This is a genomic window from Halorussus salinisoli (assembly GCA_005239435.1).
Taxonomy (GTDB): Archaea; Halobacteriota; Halobacteria; order Halobacteriales; family Haladaptataceae; genus Halorussus; species Halorussus salinisoli.
In genome coordinates this window covers 323,694-340,595 of sequence record SZNP01000006.1, presented here as the reverse complement: position 1 = coordinate 340,595, position 16,902 = coordinate 323,694, and the positions used below count along the sequence as shown (strand labels likewise).

General features: G+C 64.9%; 19 protein-coding genes and 1 tRNA gene. 12 read left to right on the top strand and 8 right to left on the bottom strand.

Features of this window, described 5'->3' with window-relative positions; genetic code table 11:
- Positions 1-57: 57 nt before the first annotated feature.
- The 7 genes from lpdA to E2484_RS18525 all read left to right on the top strand — a co-directional run bounded on the left by lpdA (position 58) and on the right by E2484_RS18525 (position 5,023).
- Positions 58-1,482, top strand: coding sequence for a dihydrolipoyl dehydrogenase (lpdA, locus tag E2484_RS18555; RefSeq protein WP_137286670.1), 1,425 nt, complete (start codon positions 58-60; stop codon positions 1,480-1,482).
- A 111-nt stretch (positions 1,483-1,593) separates the two neighbouring features.
- Positions 1,594-1,803, top strand: coding sequence for an HVO_0649 family zinc finger protein (locus E2484_RS18550; protein ID WP_137286669.1), 210 nt, complete (start codon positions 1,594-1,596; stop codon positions 1,801-1,803).
- Between the two features lie 146 nt (positions 1,804-1,949).
- A complete protein-coding gene (locus E2484_RS18545; protein ID WP_137286668.1) occupies positions 1,950-2,450 on the top strand; it encodes a hypothetical protein in 501 nt (166 codons plus the stop codon).
- 162 nt (positions 2,451-2,612) lie between these two features.
- Positions 2,613-3,428 carry a prephenate dehydratase gene (gene pheA, locus E2484_RS18540; RefSeq protein WP_137286667.1) on the top strand — a complete coding sequence of 272 codons (816 nt, stop codon included), beginning with the start codon at positions 2,613-2,615 and terminating at the stop codon, positions 3,426-3,428.
- 135 nt (positions 3,429-3,563) lie between these two features.
- A complete protein-coding gene (gene hsp14, locus E2484_RS18535) occupies positions 3,564-4,004 on the top strand; it encodes an archaeal heat shock protein Hsp14 (RefSeq protein ID WP_137286666.1) in 441 nt (146 codons plus the stop codon).
- A 38-nt stretch (positions 4,005-4,042) separates the two neighbouring features.
- A complete protein-coding gene (locus E2484_RS18530) occupies positions 4,043-4,495 on the top strand; it encodes a peroxiredoxin (RefSeq protein ID WP_137286665.1) in 453 nt (150 codons plus the stop codon).
- 147 nt (positions 4,496-4,642) lie between these two features.
- Complete coding sequence (locus tag E2484_RS18525; RefSeq protein ID WP_137286664.1) at positions 4,643-5,023, top strand: hypothetical protein; 381 nt, start codon at positions 4,643-4,645, stop codon at positions 5,021-5,023.
- A gap of 13 nt (positions 5,024-5,036) precedes the next feature.
- Here E2484_RS18525 and E2484_RS18520 read toward each other — a convergent pair whose 3' ends face one another.
- The gene (locus tag E2484_RS18520; protein ID WP_137286663.1) at positions 5,037-5,504 is read right to left on the bottom strand and encodes a hypothetical protein; all 468 of its coding nucleotides are present in this window, start codon (positions 5,502-5,504) and stop codon (positions 5,037-5,039) included.
- 319 nt (positions 5,505-5,823) lie between these two features.
- Here E2484_RS18520 and E2484_RS18515 point away from each other — a divergent pair, with 319 nt between their 5' ends.
- The 3 genes from E2484_RS18515 (at position 5,824) to E2484_RS18505 (ending at position 7,193) form a co-directional block, all read left to right on the top strand.
- The gene (locus E2484_RS18515; protein WP_137286662.1) at positions 5,824-6,432 is read left to right on the top strand and encodes an OsmC family protein; all 609 of its coding nucleotides are present in this window, start codon (positions 5,824-5,826) and stop codon (positions 6,430-6,432) included.
- A gap of 112 nt (positions 6,433-6,544) precedes the next feature.
- On the top strand, positions 6,545-6,787 hold the full coding sequence (locus E2484_RS18510) for a PRC-barrel domain containing protein (protein ID WP_137286661.1): 243 nt from the start codon (positions 6,545-6,547) through the stop codon (positions 6,785-6,787).
- A 151-nt stretch (positions 6,788-6,938) separates the two neighbouring features.
- On the top strand, positions 6,939-7,193 hold the full coding sequence (locus E2484_RS18505; RefSeq protein ID WP_321112722.1) for a DUF7535 family protein: 255 nt from the start codon (positions 6,939-6,941) through the stop codon (positions 7,191-7,193).
- A 1-nt stretch (position 7,194) separates the two neighbouring features.
- Here the strand turns inward: E2484_RS18505 and E2484_RS18500 are convergent, their stop codons facing one another.
- From E2484_RS18500 to ilvA, 6 genes are all read right to left on the bottom strand, one after another.
- The gene (locus E2484_RS18500) at positions 7,195-8,190 is read right to left on the bottom strand and encodes an ornithine cyclodeaminase family protein (RefSeq protein ID WP_137286660.1); all 996 of its coding nucleotides are present in this window, start codon (positions 8,188-8,190) and stop codon (positions 7,195-7,197) included.
- A 219-nt stretch (positions 8,191-8,409) separates the two neighbouring features.
- A complete protein-coding gene (gene thsB / locus E2484_RS18495; RefSeq protein ID WP_137286659.1) occupies positions 8,410-10,065 on the bottom strand; it encodes a thermosome subunit beta in 1,656 nt (551 codons plus the stop codon).
- A 382-nt stretch (positions 10,066-10,447) separates the two neighbouring features.
- Positions 10,448-10,529 (bottom strand) — tRNA-Ser (locus E2484_RS18490).
- A 180-nt stretch (positions 10,530-10,709) separates the two neighbouring features.
- Complete coding sequence (locus tag E2484_RS18485; protein ID WP_137286658.1) at positions 10,710-10,901, bottom strand: hypothetical protein; 192 nt, start codon at positions 10,899-10,901, stop codon at positions 10,710-10,712.
- A gap of 18 nt (positions 10,902-10,919) precedes the next feature.
- Positions 10,920-11,300 (bottom strand): Rid family detoxifying hydrolase, encoded by a 381-nt coding sequence (locus E2484_RS18480; protein ID WP_137286657.1) that lies wholly within the window; start codon positions 11,298-11,300, stop codon positions 10,920-10,922.
- A gap of 45 nt (positions 11,301-11,345) precedes the next feature.
- Positions 11,346-12,557: a threonine ammonia-lyase gene (gene ilvA / locus E2484_RS18475; RefSeq protein WP_137286656.1), complete on the bottom strand. Its 1,212-nt coding sequence runs from the start codon at positions 12,555-12,557 to the stop codon at positions 11,346-11,348.
- A gap of 408 nt (positions 12,558-12,965) precedes the next feature.
- Between ilvA and E2484_RS18470 the strand changes: the two genes are divergently transcribed.
- Entirely contained in the window at positions 12,966-14,279 is a 1,314-nt protein-coding gene (locus E2484_RS18470; RefSeq protein WP_137286710.1) for an MATE family efflux transporter, read from the top strand.
- An 80-nt stretch (positions 14,280-14,359) separates the two neighbouring features.
- Here E2484_RS18470 and citZ read toward each other — a convergent pair whose 3' ends face one another.
- Positions 14,360-15,499 carry a citrate synthase gene (gene citZ / locus E2484_RS18465; RefSeq protein ID WP_137286655.1) on the bottom strand — a complete coding sequence of 380 codons (1,140 nt, stop codon included), beginning with the start codon at positions 15,497-15,499 and terminating at the stop codon, positions 14,360-14,362.
- Between the two features lie 113 nt (positions 15,500-15,612).
- Here citZ and E2484_RS18460 point away from each other — a divergent pair, with 113 nt between their 5' ends.
- A complete protein-coding gene (locus tag E2484_RS18460; RefSeq protein WP_137286654.1) occupies positions 15,613-16,830 on the top strand; it encodes a potassium channel family protein in 1,218 nt (405 codons plus the stop codon).
- The last annotated feature ends 72 nt before the right edge of the window (positions 16,831-16,902 follow it).

Genomic DNA, 16,902 nt, shown 5'->3' with positions numbered 1-16,902 from the left:
GAAGCTCGCCGCAAAATCCACCTGATTTTTCACCACCAAGCCCGACTTCCCGAACATATGGTCGTCGGAGACATCTCGACGGGAACGGACGTGTTGGTAATCGGTGCGGGACCGGGCGGCTACGTCGCCGCCATCCGCGCGGGCCAGTTGGACCTCGACGTGACGATGGTCGAGAAGGACGCCTACGGCGGGACCTGCCTGAACTACGGCTGTATCCCCTCGAAGGCGATGATTACGGCCTCGGACCTCGCCCACGAGGCAGGCGACGCCGAGGAGATGGGCATCTACGCCGACCCCGAGGTGAAGATGGACGAGATGGTCGGCTGGAAGGACGAGGTCGTGGACCAACTCACCGGCGGCGTCGAGAAACTCAGCAAGGCCAACGGCGTCGAACTGATGGAGGGCCGCGCGGAGTTCGCCGACGAGGACAAGGCCCGCATCGTCCACAGCGGCGGCGGACAGGGCTCGGAGACCGTGGAGTTCGAACACGCCATCGTTTCGACTGGAAGTCGGCCCATCGAGGTGCCGGGCTTCGACTTCGGCGACGACCCCGTGCTCGACTCCCGGCAGGCGCTCGCGCTGGACGAGGTGCCCGAGAGCCTCGTCATCGTCGGCGCGGGCTACATCGGGATGGAACTCGCGGGCGTCTTCGCCAAGTTGGGTACCGACGTGACCGTCGTAGAGATGCTCGATTCCGTGCTGCCGGGCTACGAGGACGACCTCGCCCGCCCCGTGAAGAAGAAGGCCGAGGACCTCGGTATCGACTTTCACTTCGGCGAGGCCGCAAGCGAGTGGGAGGAGTCGGGCGACGGCATCACCGTCAGGACCGAAGACGAAGAGGGGACCATCTCGGAGTTCGGCGCGGAGAAGGTCCTCGTGGCAGTCGGTCGCGAACCCGTCACCGACACGCTCGAACTGGAGAACGCGGGCATCGAAACCGACGAGAACGGTTTCATCGAGACCGACGACCGCGCACGCACCGAGAAGGACCACATCTACGCCATCGGCGACGTGGCGGGCGAACCGATGCTCGCGCACAAGGCCAGCAAGGAGGGGCAGGTCGCCGCGGAGGTCATCGCGGGCGAACCCTCCGCGCTGGACTATCAGGCCGTCCCGGCCGCTGTCTTCACCGACCCCGAAATCGGCACCGTCGGCATGACCGAGGCGGAGGCCGAGGAGGAGGGCTTCGAGCCAGCAGTCGGGAAGTTCCCGTTCAACGCCTCGGGTCGTGCGCTCACGACGGGCCACGCCGAGGGCTTCGTCCGCATCGTGGCCGACGAACCGAGCGGCTTCCTGCTCGGCGCACAGATCGTGGGACCGGAGGCCTCGGAACTCATCGCCGAACTCGGACTCGCCATCGAGATGGGCGCGACGCTGGAGGACGTGGCCGCCACGATTCACACCCACCCGACGCTCTCGGAGGCCGTGATGGAGGCCGCCGAGAACGCGCTCGGACACGCGATTCACACGCTGAACCGGTGAAATAGCCGGATTCTCCGCAGTTTTCTTCCGCTTCCTCCGCCCGGACCGTCGAGAGCGACGTCGACCTCCCTTCAGCGAAGTATTATGGTCTTTGATAACGTACATCACGATATGTCTCGAACAGGCCCCGGTGGGCTATCCCCCTTCGAGCGACTCCGGTCGCGCTTCGAGGACCAGGACCTCGTGTGCCCGAAGTGCGGGTACGACGACGCCGACGGTCGGTGGCTCGCAGCGACCACGGGCGACCAGATTCAGTACCGCCACCTCTGTCCGAGTTGTGGCCACATCCGGCGGCGGACGTTCCACCTCGGCGGCGAGTGAGCCTTCTACATCACCCGAACGACTGCTCGGAGCGTTTCGTCCACTCGTCGTTGCCGTGTCGAGAGTGGTAGCTACGGCGGCGAGTCGAGCGGAGGCGAACTCGTCGTTCACAAAACACTTCACGGGTCACGGGAGATCATCTCCTGATGGTTCCCCGCTCTCCTGTACTTGACCCGTACACCGGCTCGGAATCACGCCTCGTCGTCGCACTCACCACCGCAATCCTGTTTCTCGGGGGACTGGTCACTGCGTACCGAGCCGTCCTGCGAGACGCCATCTCTACCCTCTCGTCCGTCGAGTGGGTCGTGTTTACCGTGGGACCGTTCCTCGTCGAACCGATTCTGCTCTTCGGCGTCCTCTACTACGTGGGTTCTCGGCGCGACGTAACAGTCTCTCTCGTCGGTCTCCTCCCGGGACTGGTTGTTGCGGTCGCCGTCGGCACGCTCCTCGGACAGTATCTCGGGGTTCGACTCTGGGAGTCGTCGGCGTTCCTGAACGAAGTCCCAGTTGTACAGGCGTGGGGGAAACTGTTCATCCCCGACCCACGCGTCTTGGCGTACTGGCGCATTCTGGTCGAACCGCTAGCCCGCGACTTCCTGACTGCCGTTGCCGCCCTCGCCCTTGCACGGACGACGGACACGGAGTAGAACGGTCGATTCCCGAAGTTTGCAGCGTTCAAACTAACTACAGCATTTCCTGCACCCTAAACACAATTACTTGAGATCACAGAGTAATTGTCGAAATCGAGTCGGGCGAAAATCTGTCACACCCGACGGCCTTTTAGCGACGACGGCGAAACAAGCGGGCATATGCAAGCAGTCACGCTCGGACCCGAGGGGACCTACTCCCACCGGGCCGCCAGCGCAGTCGCCGACGACGTGGACTTCCGCGAGTCGGTGACCGCCATCGTGGAGGCCGTCGCCGACGGCGAGTTCGACCGCGGGGTCGTTCCAATCGAGAACAGCATCGAGGGGAGCGTCACCGAGACGCTCGACGCGCTGAGCGACCGCGAGGTCGCCGCCGTTCAGGAAATCGTCACGCCGATTCGACACGCGCTCCTCGCCCAGGGCGAGGAGTTCTCGGTCGTCGCCAGCCACTCCCAGGCCCTCGCGCAGTGCCGGTCGTACCTCGAATCCGAGTACCCCGACGCCGACCTCGAAGCGGTCGCCAGCACCGCCCGCGGCGTCGAACACGCCCGCGAGAACCGCGATGTGGCGGGAATCGGTCACCCGGCCAACGCCCACGAAGGGCCGGGCGACGACCTGCAGGTCGTCGCCGAGGGGATTCAGGACCGGACCTCCAACGCCACGCGCTTCTTCGTCATCGCGCCCGCCGACGAGCGGTCGGACGCGGGCGGCAAGTCCTCGATCGTGGTCTATCCGAACGCCAACTACCCCGGACTCCTGCTCGAACTGCTCGAACCGTTCGCCGACCGGGACATCAACCTCACACGCGTCGAGTCCCGCCCGAGCGGCGAGCGCCTCGGCGACTACGTGTTCCACGTCGACTTCGCGGCCGGACTCTACGAGGACCGCGCGCAGGACGCGATCGCCGATGTCGAGTCGATCGCCGAGAACGGGTGGGTCCGTCGCCTCGGGTCGTACGACACCGAACACGTCGTGTGACGAAGACGCTCGGCCCGGGCGTCCGTGGACCGTCTGGAGTTGCCGGTGAAACCCGGGCCGAAACCCCAACGGTACTGAATTTTAAGACCCATGGCGTCGCACTCCTGTCGGGGCGACTGACGCCCGGTGGGAAACATGACAGGACGAAGAAAACCGTTCGAGGACCTGGAACAGATGATAGAACGCATGAGTCGCCAGTTCGAGGAGTCGATGGGCGGTATAGAGATGGGAGGCGAGCGTAGCGGCGCGTCCATCGACGTGGCCGACCACGGCGAGGAGTTCGTCGTCACCGCGGATCTGCCCGGATTTCGGAAGGAGGACATCGACGTGACGCTCCGGGGCGAACGACTCCAGATTCGCGCCGAACGCGAGGAGTCGTCCGAGGAGGGCGACGGCGACGAGGGTCGGTACATCCGCAAGGAGCGCCGCCACGAGTCGGTGAGTCGCTCGGTGATGCTTCCGGAAGAGGTGGACGAGGAGGCCGTCTCCGGCCAGTATCGAAACGGCGTGCTGACGGTGACGCTCCCGAAGACGAGTGCAGGCGAGGGCGACTCGCACCGGATCGACATCGATTAGACGCAAACGCCTTGCCGTCCCGCCCGCAACTCACGGACATGACGCTCGAAACAGGTGACGACGCGCCGACCGTCGAGGCCACGAACCAGCGCGGCGAGACCATCGCGCTCGACTTCTCGGAACCGACGGTGCTGTACTTCTACCCCCGCGACGACACGCCCGGTTGCACGACCGAAGCCGAGCAGTTCGACCGGGAACTGGAGAGCTATCACGACGCCGGCGTCTCGGTGTTCGGCGTCTCGACCGACGACGTGGAGAGCCACGAGGAGTTCGCTGAGAAGTACGAACTCCGCTTCGACCTGCTGGCCGACCCCGAGGGGGAAGTCGCCGACGCCTTCGGCGTGGACACGTCGCGCGGCGCGGCCCCGCGCACGACCTTCGTCCTCGCAGATGGCGAGGTGAAGGCGGTCTACGAGGGCGTAGACCCCGACGGCCACGCCCGCGACGTGCTGGGCGACATGCTGGACGACGGACTGGTCGCGCTGGAGTAGCGCCGGACCCGCGGGAAACGCTGGACCCGCGACGCCGGAGGAGCGCCGGTAGAGTTTTTCGTCGCGGCGTCGAACGCCCGACGTGGCCGACTCCGCCGGAGACGAGTCGTCGGTCTTCAGTGGGCGATAACCGGCGCGTACGTCTTCTTGCTCGGGTTTCTGGCGGTCGCGTGGTATCTCCACGCCACCCGGACCGCGACGTCGGTGGACGCCACGAGGGCGTTCGCCGTCTTCGTCTCCGCGGCGTTCGTCGCCGGAGTGCTGTGGGTCGGGTCGCGCTCGCCCGCGCCCGGTGCGCACGAGCGCCGCGCCGAGGTGGTCGTCACGATGCTCGTCCTCGGCTTCCTGCTCCCGTTCGGAGTTCCGCCGCTCCTCGACCGATTCGGGGTCGGGCTTTCGTTTCCGCTCGCTGGCTTCGGCGTGGCCTACGCGCTGACGCTCGCGCTCTCGTACGGACTGGTGTACGGTCTCGGATTCCGGTTCTTCGTCGGACCACGTCGGCCCGAACGGTCGGAGTTCCGGGAGTGACGCGCCGACGGATTCAGAGCAGAGACGCCACTTCTTCGGCCGTCTCGTCGGTCCGCGCTCGCCACCCACCGGGTCGCTCCCCGCCGCGCTTGGGCGGGTCGATGGGCAGTCGAAGCGGGTGGAACGAGACCCGCTCGACCGACTCGGCGGCCGTCTCGCCCGCGAACTCCGCGACTTCGCGCTTCGAGGAGACTCCTCCCGAAGCCAGGTCGTAGTAGCCCGAGAAGAGTTGACAGACGACCACCTCGTCGTACTCGTCTATCTCGCCGTCCTCGGCGTAGTAGAACAGCTTCGCGGTGTTGTTCACCGGGTCGGCACGCCGCCACTCCAACTCGACCGCGACGAATCGGGCGTCGTCGGTACCCACCACGTCCACGGGAGTCCGCCGGATTCGACGCTCGGTCTGCCAACCGAGCGAGGGCAGTTGCTCGGCGAGGGCGTCCCGGAGTCGGTCCCTGACTGCCTCGGCGAACTCGCCCACGAGCTGGGCCGACTCGCGGGCGGCACCTCAACGTTTCGACTGGACGTTTCGCGTCGCCCGGGAGCCGTCGTCGGGGAGAACCATAGAGGTATGCTTAGAAAACAAAAATACTGCTCAGGTACTGCTAAAGGTTGCCGGGGAACACCGGGGCATCGACGCCCGAACGAGTCGTCGAACTGCCAGCTAGCGACTGGCGTTCCCGTGGCCGGTCTCCTCGCCGTCGTGTAAACGCTCGATACGGCTGCGAGAGACCGTTAAGCGGGGAAATCCATTATTATAATGAAAAATATTTAACATTGTGGCCGGCGTCTATTCTCCCATGGCCCGAGAAACCATAAAGCACGGAGTAGACCTGGAACAGTACCCGAACTTCATCGAGCAGGCGACGGAGAGTCCCGAAGACGTGATGCTCGGCCTCGGCGCGCGCGGCGTCGCGGAGGGGCGAGCGATGCACACGCTGGCGAAACTCGACGCGTACAGCTACGGCGGCGACGAGATACGGCGCGAGACCCGTCAGTACACCTTCCCGCTCGGCGCGTTCAAGGAAGTCGAGGCCGACGCGGGGTTCGTGGACCCCGCGGACCGGCCGGAACCCGTCGAAGTCGCACTGGCCGCACTCACGGGGTGCATCAACGCCACCCTCGGCATCGTCGCCATGGAGAACGAGATCGAACTCGACGACCTCGCAACCGAGGTCGACGTCACCCTCGACCCGCGAGTGTTCTTCGGCATCCGCGACGCCGACCACTCCGACGAGACCTACGACGACTTCACCATCGACATCGAGGTCAGCGGCCCGGACCTCACCGAGGAGGACGCCGAGACGCTCCGAGAGGGCGTACGTCGCTCCCCGGTGTTCAACCTCTTCTCGCTCTCCCACGAGATGTCGCCCGAGGTTCGCATGGAGAACGTGCCGAAAGCCGCCTAGTTGGGCTATCGCGGCTTCTTTTCGACAATACTGAACGGAGGTGTCCGTCGACACACCCGACGGAGACGGTGAGCACCGAAATTTTGCCTGCGCCTCCCGTACTGCACCCGCCATGAATGCGGAACTCTCCGACGACGACGAGGGCAAGGCCGTCGTGAACAGCAACCAGCGCATCGGTACCACCACCGATATCGCCGGCGACACCGCCTACGTGGACCCCAACTGGAACGACGTTCCGGAGGGAGTCTTCGACCAACTCGACTGGGACCGAAGCGACGACCAGTACACGATTCCGGAGTCCGCGATAAGCGGAGTGAAGGACGACGAAGTTCTGCTTCGGGACGAGTTGTCGTGAACCGATAGTCGCCTTCGAAGCCCTTCCGACGCGGACATCAGATGCCGCCGGACACCGCCGCGCCGACGTTTCTCTCGGAACCACTCGAAACGAAAGGGGCGAGACCCGATTGCCACAAACGCTTATCCTTCCGGTCGTCGATACGATTCCCATGAGCAAGGGGGGTTCCGACGACGGAGACGCAGACGAGAGTATCGTTCCAGAACCGGCGAAGAAGGTCGTGCGGACGGTGACGCCGAGCTATCGCGGGCGACCCGACGCCGAGATGACGACCATCGGAATCGCGTACGGTCTGGGGCTGGTCGTTCTGCTGATTCCGCTTCTCCCGTTCATCGTGGTCGTCTGGATTCTCTCGAAAATCACGGGGTACTTCGCTCGAAAAGCGCCGACGGACCGGGTTCCCTGACCTACTGGGTTCCGGTGCCGATGAGGTCGAAGGGGTAGCCGTTGTCGTTCTCGTCGGCGTGTTCGTAGACGACGTGGGCCGCGGCCACGTCCTGAATGGCGAGACCGGTGCTGTCGAAGACCGTGACGCCGTCGTCGTCGGTCCGGCCCTCCAGGTCGCCGACCACGATGTCACCGACTTCGCCGTAGATGTCGTCGTCGGTCAGCACGCCCTCGTGGTAGGGGACGTTGATTTCGCCCGAGTGGGTCGTCTGGGCGTGGTCGTCGATGACGAGTTTCGAGTCGAGCAGAATCTCGTCGGCGAGTTCGTGCTTGCCTTCGGCGTCCGCACCCATCGCGTTGACGTGAGTGTGCTCGCCGATGTCCTCGCGCGAGACGATGGGGTCCTCGACGGGAGTGACTGTCGAGAGCACGTCACACTGGGCGGCCTCCTCGATGGAGCCAGCGCGCACGTCGAAGTCGTCCTCGAAGTAGGCGATGAAGTCGGCGACCCGTTCCTCGTCGAGGTCGCTGACGACGACCTCCTCGATGGGTCGAATCTCCGAGACGGCCTCCAACTGGGTGTACGACTGGACGCCAGCGCCGACGATACCCATCGTCGTCGCGTCCTCGACTGCGAGGTGGTCGGTGGCGACTGCGGCGGCCGCGCCGGTCCGCTTCATCGTCAGTTCGGTACCGTCCATGATGGCCAGCGGGAAGGCGTTCTCGGGGTTCGAGTAGACCATCGTCCCCATCACGGTCGGCAGGTCGAACTCCTCGGGGTTGTCGGGGTGGACGTTGACCCACTTGATACCGGCGGCGTCCCAGTCCTCGGCTTCGAGATACGCGGGCATCGACCGGAAGTCCCCGTTGTACTGGGGCAGGTCGATGTACGACTTCGCGGGCATCTGGGCGTCACCGCGAGCGTACGCCGCGAAGGCGTCCTCGATAGCCCGGATGACTTCCGCCATCTGCGTGTTCTCGTCTACGGCGTCCTGGTTCAGCAGGAGCGTGTCCATACGTGGCTGGTCGTCCCCGTGGCCACTATAAACTATCTAAACCCGGCGAATCCCGCAACGCTCGCCGCACGAACTTCCTCCTCGGTGGACGATTCGACTCGGCAGAAGCAGGAACACGAAAACGAAATCCGTACTGTCTACGACAGCACGCGGTTCGACGCGGCAGTCGGGCGATACGGTTGAGGTCGGAAGACGGCGGAGTTAGGCGATGGGCCTATCTCACATTGCGCCGCCCATGCCGCCCATGCCGCCCATGCCGCCAGCACCGCCGGGACCGCCTGCCTCGTCGTCGCCCTTGTCGGTGGACAGGTCGCCGGCGGAGATGATGTCGTCGATTTTGAGCACGAGGTTCGCGGCCTCGGTGGCACTCGAGACGGCCTGTTCCTTGGCGTGGGCCGGTTCGACGACGCCCGCGTCGAGGGTGTCGACGACGTCGCCGGTGTGGACGTTCAGGCCGGCGCGCTTCTCGTCGGACTCGTGGGCCGAGCGCAGGTCCACGAGCGTGTCGATGGAGTCGAGACCCGCGTTCTCGGCGAGGACGCGCGGGACGAGTTCGAGCGAGTCAGCGAACGCTTCGACAGCGAGCTGCTCGCGGCCGGAGACGGAGTCGGCGTAGTCGCGGAGTCGGCGAGCGACTTCGACTTCGATGGCACCGCCGCCAGCGACGACGCGGCCGTCCGAGACGGTCTGGGCCACCACGTCGAGGGCGTCGGTGACGCCGCGCTCGAGTTCGTCGACCACGTGGTCGGTGGATCCGCGGAGCAGGAGGGTGACGCCGTGACTGTCCTCTCCTTCGACGTAGAACAGTTCGTCGTCGTCGTCGCGGCTCACGTCGCCCTTGCCGAGGTCGTCGGCCGAGGTGCTGTCGAGGTCCGAGACGACGTTGGCACCGAGGACCTCCTTGAGGAAGCCGATGTCGCTCTTCTTGACGCGGCGGACCGCGAGGATGCCTTCCTTGGCGAGGTAGTGCTGGGCCATGTCGTCGATGCCCTTCTGGCAGAAGACGACGTCCGCGCCGGTCTCGACGATTTTGTCGACCTTCTCCTGAAGCTGTTTCTCCTCCTGGTCGAGGAAGTTCTGAAGCTGGTCGGGGTCCTCGATGTTGACGCTGGTGTCCACGTCGGTCTCCTCGATCTCGACGGCCTCGTTGAGCAGGAGGATGTCGGCGTCCGCGACGCTCTTGGGCATGTTGTCGTGGACCGGGTCCTTGCTGATGACCGCGCCCTTGAGGAGTTCGGACTCGCCGGCCGAGCGACCGGTCTGAGTCTCGGTCTTGACGTATTCGAGGTCGACCGTACCGTTGACGGTGACCTGCTGGACTGCCTCGACGATGATCTCGGAGAGGGCCTCCTTGTTGAGTTCGGCGCCCTTGCCGGTCATCGAGGTCTCGGCGACCTTGCGGAGGAGTTCCTCGTCGTCGGTCGCAACGTCTTCGGCGATGTTGTCGATTTCCTCGCGGGCCTTCTCGCTGGCGAGGTGGAAGCCTTTGATGACGGCGGTCGGGTGGATGTCCTGTTCGAGGAGGTCCTCGGCGTTCTTGAGGAGTTCACCCGTGACGGCGACGGCCGTGGTGGTGCCGTCTCCGGCCTCGTCTTCCTGGGTCTCGGCGACTTCGATGATCATCTCGGCCGTCGGGTTGTCGATGTCCATCTCCTTGAGGATGGTCACGCCGTCGTTCGTGATGGTGACGTCGCCCATCGAGTCGACGAGCATCTTGTCCATCCCTTTGGGTCCGAGAGTCGAACGGACCGCGTCCGCGACTGCGCGTGCCGCGGTGATGTTGTGTTCCTGCGCGTCCTTGTCCTTGACACGCTGGGACTCGTCGGACATTACGATCATCGGCTGGCCTTGCATTCGCTGTCCTCGCTGACTCATAGTACACCCGAAGATATGATTGTGCTTCTATATAAATGTTTGCTTCCAAGACAATTGGTAACACGACGAAACGTTGTCCGGCTTGCCGGGAAATCAGCGTGGAGAAACTCGATACCGGACAATCCTCTGAGAAAGTGTGGCACAGAATCGCCGCCGCTCCGACCCAGCGGTCGTCGGGGGTTTATATGACCGTAACCGCGCTACGGGCGTTAATTTCGGCTCAGAGGCCGCCGATACGACGAAACTCCCCCGTCGAAGACGCTCGTCTAATCTGTCCGTACGAGAGTACTTCACGTCCTCCCGAATCGGTCTCTTACGGTCGTTTTCCGCTCACAGATCTGGCGAGCAGACGAGTTACTCGCCGCGTAGTTCGCAGCAAAAACGCCGGGACTGGGATTTGAACCCAGAACCCCGTAAGGGGACACGCTTTCCAGGCGTGCGCTTTGCCATTCGGCCATCCCGGCCCGGACGATGGTAGTTCCGTCCTGCGCTTAAACCCTTCCCTTCGAGTCGGCGGCCCGGGCCGAGGTATCGGCCGGCCGCGGCCGTCGAAATTCGGTCGCACGCCACGAGAGACACATCTTTGACCGTTTAACGAATAAAAGAGATGCTCAAAGAACGAAAAATATTTTCGAAACGGCGCTCTACTCGAACAGTCTTCCTTCGGCCAGATACGACAGGCCGGTCGCACCGACGCCGACGGCCAGTGACGCGCCGAATTTGACCGCGAGCGAGTAACGATACCCCGTCGCCAGTTCGTACCCCTGAAGGGCGACCAGAAAGGCGAGGACGCCGACGAGTCCCCAGAGGAGACTGGCCTTCACGCGAGGGCGCACGCGACTGCTCTCACCACGTTACTCGCTGGTGGCGATAGCCTCGATTTCGACGCCGACGCCCTTCGGGAGGTTGCCCGCTTCTACCGCGCTCCGGGCGGGCGGATTGTCCTGGAAGTACTCCTTGTAGGCGTCGTTCATCTCGTCGAAGTCGTCGATGTCGTCCATGAACACAGTGACCTTCAGCACGTTCTGCATCGTCAGGCCCTCCTCTTCGAGGATGGCCTTGACGTTCTCCAGACTCTGGCGGGTCTGGACCGCTATCTCCTCGTCGTCCAGCAGGTCCCCGTCGGGCGTCATGGGAATCTGGCCCGCGGTGAACACTATGTCGCCGTTAGTCGTCGCCTGACTGTACGCACCGACCGCCTCGGGAGCTTCCTGCGTGCTGATAATGCGCTTCATACCGCATTCTTCACGCCCTGTAACTTAAACTTGAGCAAGAACGTCTCACGCCAATATCTCCACGTCGAATCCCTCTTCGCGCAGTGCCGAGAGCAGGGTCTCGACGTGGTCCTGCCCGCGCGTCTCGAGGTCCAGTTCGACCTCGGCGGCGTTCATGCCGATGTCCCGCGAGGTCCGGTCGTGCTGGATGCCGTAGATGTTGGCCTGCTGGGCCGAGATGACGTCGAGCAGGTCGTCGAGCGCTCCGGGTCGGTCTTCGAGGACCGTGCGAATCTTGACGTACCGGCCGGTCTCGACCAGTCCACGCATGATGACCGTCGTGAGCGTGTTCATGTCGATGTTACCGCCCGACAGGAGTGGGACGACGACCTCGTCCTCGTCGTAGTCGATGGCTCCGCTCAGCAGTGCCGCGAGCGGGACCGCGCCAGCGCCCTCCACGAGGGTCTTGGCCCGTTCGAGGAGGTGCGTGACCGCCACGGCGATCTCCGAGTCTGAGACCGTGACGACCTCGTCTGCGTACTCCTCGATGACTCCGAAGGGCTTCTGACCCACGCTCCGAGTTGCGATACCGTCGGCGATGGTGTCCACCGAGTCGAGCGTGTGAACCTCGCCCTTCTGGAGCGACTGTGCCGCACTCGACGCGCCCTCGGCCTGCACGCCGACGACTCGCGCGTCCGGCTTTTGCTCTTTGACCGCCGTCGCGACTCCCGCGATGAGCCCGCCGCCGCCGATGGGGACGACCACGGTGTCCACGTCCGGCAGGTCCTCGATGATTTCGAGGCCGATGGTGCCCTGTCCGGCCATCACCATCTCGTCGTCGAAGGCGTGGACGTACGTTCGGCCCTCCTCCGCTTCGAGTTCGTGGGCCCTGGTCTGGGCGTCGTTGTAGTCGTCGCCGTGGAGGACGACCGTCGCGCCGTAGTCGCGGGTCGCCTTGATCTTCGAGATAGGCGCGTTCTCCGGCATCACGATTTTCGAGTCCACGCCGCTCTTGGTCGCCGCGAGCGCCACGCCCTGTGCGTGGTTGCCCGCGCTCGCCGTGACGACGCCCGCAGATTTCTCGTCCTCGGTGAGCGTCTTGATGCGGTTGGTCGCACCGCGAATCTTGAACGACCCCGTGCGCTGGAACGTCTCCAGTTTCAGGTGGACCTCCGCGCCGGTCATGTCGGAGAAGGTGTGACTGTAGTCCAACGGTGTTCGCCGGGCCGTCTCCTCTACCCGTACCCGAGCGTCGAGAACGTCCGAGAGATCTACCATAGCCCAAACTAGTCCCGGTGTCTCTTTAACGCTTTTTCACCTGTACTCAGCGCTGTCCGAGCAGTCAGATGTGACTGCCGGGCGTTGGAACAGGGGGAAAGGGGGAAGTGGGCGCGAAGCGTGTGACGCGCAGTTGGAACCAGACGATGCATGAACTTAAACCCCCGGTGGACGGAGTGAAAGTAAAACCGCAAGACTGCGGCGGGATAAGACGGCCGTCTGACGGACGGCACACGCTATCACCGTATGTAAATCTGGTGGCCGTTTCCTCGCTCGCCCGACGAACGACTCGCTCGTTTCGGTACACTGATTCGGCTTCCGTCGCAGGTCCGAACACGCATGGTCGAGTCCGTCCGCACCCGCCTGTTCGCCGTCTGGCGGCGCGTCCTCTCGTTGTCGTGGCCGGTCATGGCCGAGCAGACGCTCCGGACGCTGATGCGGACGACCGACATCGTCGTGACGGGCCTGTTCTCGCCCGCCGCGGTCGCCGCCATCGGTCTCGCGGACCTCTTCGCCCGACTCCCCCTCCGAATCGGTCTCGGCCTCGGGAGCGGTGCGATTGCGCTGTCGAGTCAGGACACGGGTAGCGACGCCACCGCCAACCGCGACGAGGCGATCATGCAGGCCATCCTCGTCGGCGTCCTCGCCGGAATCCCGTTCATCCTCTTCGGCCTGTTCGCTGGCGAGGCGGCCATCTCCCTGCTCGGGGCACCGCCGGGCGTCGCCGCGATGGGCGGCACCTATCTCGCCGTCATCTTCGCCACTGCACCTGCTCGCCACGTCTCGCTCGTCGCCGCGCGCTCCCTCCAGGGCACCGGAGACACCCGAACGCCGATGTACGTCAACGTCGTCTCGAACCTGCTCAACATCGTCGGCACGGTAGCGCTCGGACTCGGCGTCGGTCCCGTCCCTCGACTCGAAATCGTCGGCGTCGGAATCGCCACCGCGTTCGGCAATCTGTTCACCGCCGTTGCACTCCTCGCGGCCATCCGTGGGCCGTGGGCCGAGGCCTCGTTCGCCCGGCCCACCGACACCACCATCGCCAAGCAACTCCTCGAAGTCAGCGCCCCGCGAATCGCGGAGGGCCTCGCGGCCACCGTCGCGGAGTTCCCCTTCAACTCCATCTTGCTCGCGTTCGGCACCGAAGTCAACGCCGCGTACCAGATCGGTCGCCGGATGCACCAACAGGTCACGAGTCCCCTCTCGCGGGGCTACCACGTCGCCTCCAGCGTCGTCGTCGGACAGGCGCTCGGCGAGGGCGACCCCGACCGCGCCCGATTCGACGGGTGGGCGAGTTCGGCGCTCGGCCTCGTGACGGTGGGGTCCATCGGTCTCGCGCTTTTCTTCGGCGCGGAGTGGTTCGTCCGCCTGTTCACCGACGACCCCGCGACCCTGGAGTACGCCGCGGACTTCGCCCGCATCTACGGTCTCGTCTCGCCGTTCCTCGTCCTCTACGTCGTCCTCTCGGGGGCCTTGCAGGGCGGGAGCGACACCCGGACGCCCTTCGTCGCCCGGACCACGGGGATGTTCGGCTTCATGGTCGGCTTCTCGTGGCTGTTCGGCGTGCGCCTCGGATTCGGCGTCGAGGGGGTCTACGCGGGCATCTTCCTCTACTTCGTCTGGGCTCTCCTCGTCGTCGCGGCCGGGTTCCAGTGGGGCGGATGGGCGGCGAAGGCGGCCGCGATGATGGAGGAGCGCGGAAGCGTGGAAGAAGCGTCGTGACGAACCCGGAACTCACACCGAAGTGGTGAGGCTATCGACGACTCGATAGCCTCGAAAAGGGAGACACCTGACGGGAACTTCTACCGCTCGTCGATGGGAACCCACTCTTCCTGCTTCGACCCGGTGTACTTCGCACGGGGTCGAATCAGGCGGTTGTCCTCGTACTGCTCCAGCACGTGGCCGATCCAACCGCCGACCCGGGACATGGCGAAGATGGGGGTGTAGAGGTCGATGGGGATTCCCATCTGGTAGTAGGTCGAGGCCGAGTAGAAGTCCACGTTCGGTGCGAGACCCTTCTCTTCCTGCATGTACTCCTCGATGGCGACCGACATCTCGTACCACTTGGTGTCGCCCGCGGCCTCGCCGAGTTCCTCGCTCTTCTCGCCGAGAATCTTCGCGCGGGGGTCCTTGACGTTGTAGACGCGGTGGCCGAAGCCCATGATGCGGTCGCCGCGTTCGAGGGCGTCGTCGACCCACGTCTTGGCGTCCTTGCCGCTCTCGTCGAGTTCCTTCAGCATCTTCATGACGTTGGCGTTCGCGCCGCCGTGGAGCGGTCCGGCGAGGGTGCCGACCGCGCTGGTGACCGCGCTGTGGACGTCCGACAGCGTGGAGGAGGTCACCATCGAGGAGAACGTCGAGGCGTTCAGGCCGTGGTCGGCGTGGAGGACCAGCGCCATGTCGAACGTCTCGGCCAGCACCTCGTCGGGTTCCTCGTCGTTGAGCATGTAGAGGAAGTTCTCGGCGTGGCCGAGGTCTTCGCGGGGTTCGACCGGGTCGTTACCGTTCCGGATGCGCTTGAACGCGGCGACGACGGTCGGAACCTTTGCGGTGATGCGCCGACCCTTCCGGAGGTTGACCTCGCGGTCGGTGGGGTCGGCCTCGGAGTCGTCGGGGTCGTAGGCCGAGAGCATCGACACCGCGGTCCGGACCGCGGCCATCGGCTTCTCGTCGGCCTCGGCGAGTTTCCGAACCGTGTCGAGCACGTCCTCGTCGATCTCGCGCTCGGCGGCCATCGACTCGGAGAACTCGTCGAGCTCGTCCCGGGTGGGGAGTTCGCCGTGCCAGAGCAGGTAGAGGACCTCTTCGTAGCTCGCGTCCCGGGCGAGGTCCTCGATTTCGTACCCGCGGTAGATCAGGCGACCCTCGTCGCCATTGATGAAGCTGAGCCCTGATTCTGCGACGACGACGCCCTCTAACCCTTTCTTGACCTCTTCTGACATACCCTGATACTTCTCGGCATGACCGGAAAAGGATTATCTTTCGTTTCGGTCTTTTCGGATTTCCATCCAACACCCTACGAACGTTTTTATCCAGAGACGCACAACACTGAGCCATGGACCCGTCCGGCGGCGAGGTGAAGTACGAACCCGTCAGCGTCAAAGCGGTGCTGGCGGAGATGAAGGACACGGCCGAACTCCTCATCGACCTCTCGTTTTCGGCGGTACTCAACGGCAGCGACGACATCGCCCGCGAGGTGCTGGACCTCGAAGCCCGGATGGACGTGCTTCAGATGCAGGCCCGGATGAGCCTCCTGATGGCCGCAAGAAGCCCGGAGGACACCGAGCAGTTGGCTCCCGTCCTCGGCGTCGTCGGCGCGGCCGAGAAGATCAGCGACGCCGCGGGCGACATCGCCAAGGTCGTCCTGGAGGACATCGGCCTGCCGGACGCGATGCGGGCCGCACTCCCCGAGGCGGTCGAGACGCTCGTCCGCGCGGAAGTCGCCGCCGACTCGTCGCTCGCCGGACGAACCTTGGGCGACCTGAACGTCGAGACCGAGACCGGTGTCCGAATTATCGCCATCCGGCGGGCCGACGACTGGATCACGAACCCGGACCGAGACACCGCTCTCGAAGCCGGAGACACCGTCCTCCTGCGCGGTCCCGAAGAGGGCGTCGCCGACGTGTACCGGCGCGCGACCGGCGCGACCTACGAACCGCCAGACCCGCCGGAACCCGGCATCGAGGACCTGGAGCGAGCGGTCGATTCCATCGTCCTGATGAAGAACATCAGCGAACTCGCGGTGGACCTCGCCTACGGGAGCGTCCTCTTCGACAGCGCGGAGGTCGCCGAGGAGGTGGTCGAACTCGAAGCCGAGGTCGACGCCCTCCAGTCGAGGTTCGAGGCGTGGACGCTCCGTGCGGCCGCCCGCGTTGACGACCCCGTCTCGCTCCGGGGACTCGTCCACCTCGCCAACGCCACGGAGGTCATCAGCGACGCCGCGGTCGAAATCAGCGAGGGCGTCCTCCGAGGGCTCGGAACCCATCCCGTCGTGGAGCAGGCCGTCGAGGAGAGCGACGAGGTCATCGTCCGTCTCACGGTCGCGCCGGACAGCGAGTTCGACCGCGTGACGCTGGGTGACCGGGAGGTCAAGACCGAGACGGGGATGCGCGTCATCGCAGTCCGGCGCTCGGAAGACGGCGAACGCAACTGGATAATCCAGCCCGGTCCCGAGACGGAACTCCGCGCGGGCGACGTGTTCATCGCCAAGGGTACTCGGTCGGGCGCGGAGCGACTGGCGGAACTGACCGGTGCGGAATACTCGGCGGAGTAGTCGATTTACTCTGACTCGGCACTAGCGTCTGCTCTCATCTCGGCGTGCACTGGCTTGGTCGCTCGACCCGGC

Excerpts from the sequence above, each read along its gene's own strand:
- lpdA (WP_137286670.1), top strand. The coding sequence starts at position 58 with ATGGTCGTCGGAGACATCTCGACGGGAACGGACGTGTTGGTAATCGGT.
- E2484_RS18550 (WP_137286669.1), top strand. The coding sequence starts at position 1,594 with ATGTCTCGAACAGGCCCCGGTGGGCTATCCCCCTTCGAGCGACTCCGG.
- E2484_RS18545 (WP_137286668.1), top strand. The coding sequence starts at position 1,950 with ATGGTTCCCCGCTCTCCTGTACTTGACCCGTACACCGGCTCGGAATCA.
- pheA (WP_137286667.1), top strand. The coding sequence starts at position 2,613 with ATGCAAGCAGTCACGCTCGGACCCGAGGGGACCTACTCCCACCGGGCC.
- hsp14 (WP_137286666.1), top strand. The coding sequence starts at position 3,564 with ATGACAGGACGAAGAAAACCGTTCGAGGACCTGGAACAGATGATAGAA.
- E2484_RS18530 (WP_137286665.1), top strand. The coding sequence starts at position 4,043 with ATGACGCTCGAAACAGGTGACGACGCGCCGACCGTCGAGGCCACGAAC.
- E2484_RS18515 (WP_137286662.1), top strand. The coding sequence starts at position 5,824 with ATGGCCCGAGAAACCATAAAGCACGGAGTAGACCTGGAACAGTACCCG.
- E2484_RS18510 (WP_137286661.1), top strand. The coding sequence starts at position 6,545 with ATGAATGCGGAACTCTCCGACGACGACGAGGGCAAGGCCGTCGTGAAC.
- E2484_RS18505 (WP_321112722.1), top strand. The coding sequence starts at position 6,939 with ATGAGCAAGGGGGGTTCCGACGACGGAGACGCAGACGAGAGTATCGTT.
- E2484_RS18500 (WP_137286660.1), bottom strand. The coding sequence starts at position 8,190 with ATGGACACGCTCCTGCTGAACCAGGACGCCGTAGACGAGAACACGCAG.
- thsB (WP_137286659.1), bottom strand. The coding sequence starts at position 10,065 with ATGAGTCAGCGAGGACAGCGAATGCAAGGCCAGCCGATGATCGTAATG.
- E2484_RS18480 (WP_137286657.1), bottom strand. The coding sequence starts at position 11,300 with ATGAAGCGCATTATCAGCACGCAGGAAGCTCCCGAGGCGGTCGGTGCG.
- ilvA (WP_137286656.1), bottom strand. The coding sequence starts at position 12,557 with ATGGTAGATCTCTCGGACGTTCTCGACGCTCGGGTACGGGTAGAGGAG.
- E2484_RS18470 (WP_137286710.1), top strand. The coding sequence starts at position 12,966 with ATGGCCGAGCAGACGCTCCGGACGCTGATGCGGACGACCGACATCGTC.
- citZ (WP_137286655.1), bottom strand. The coding sequence starts at position 15,499 with ATGTCAGAAGAGGTCAAGAAAGGGTTAGAGGGCGTCGTCGTCGCAGAA.
- E2484_RS18460 (WP_137286654.1), top strand. The coding sequence starts at position 15,613 with ATGGACCCGTCCGGCGGCGAGGTGAAGTACGAACCCGTCAGCGTCAAA.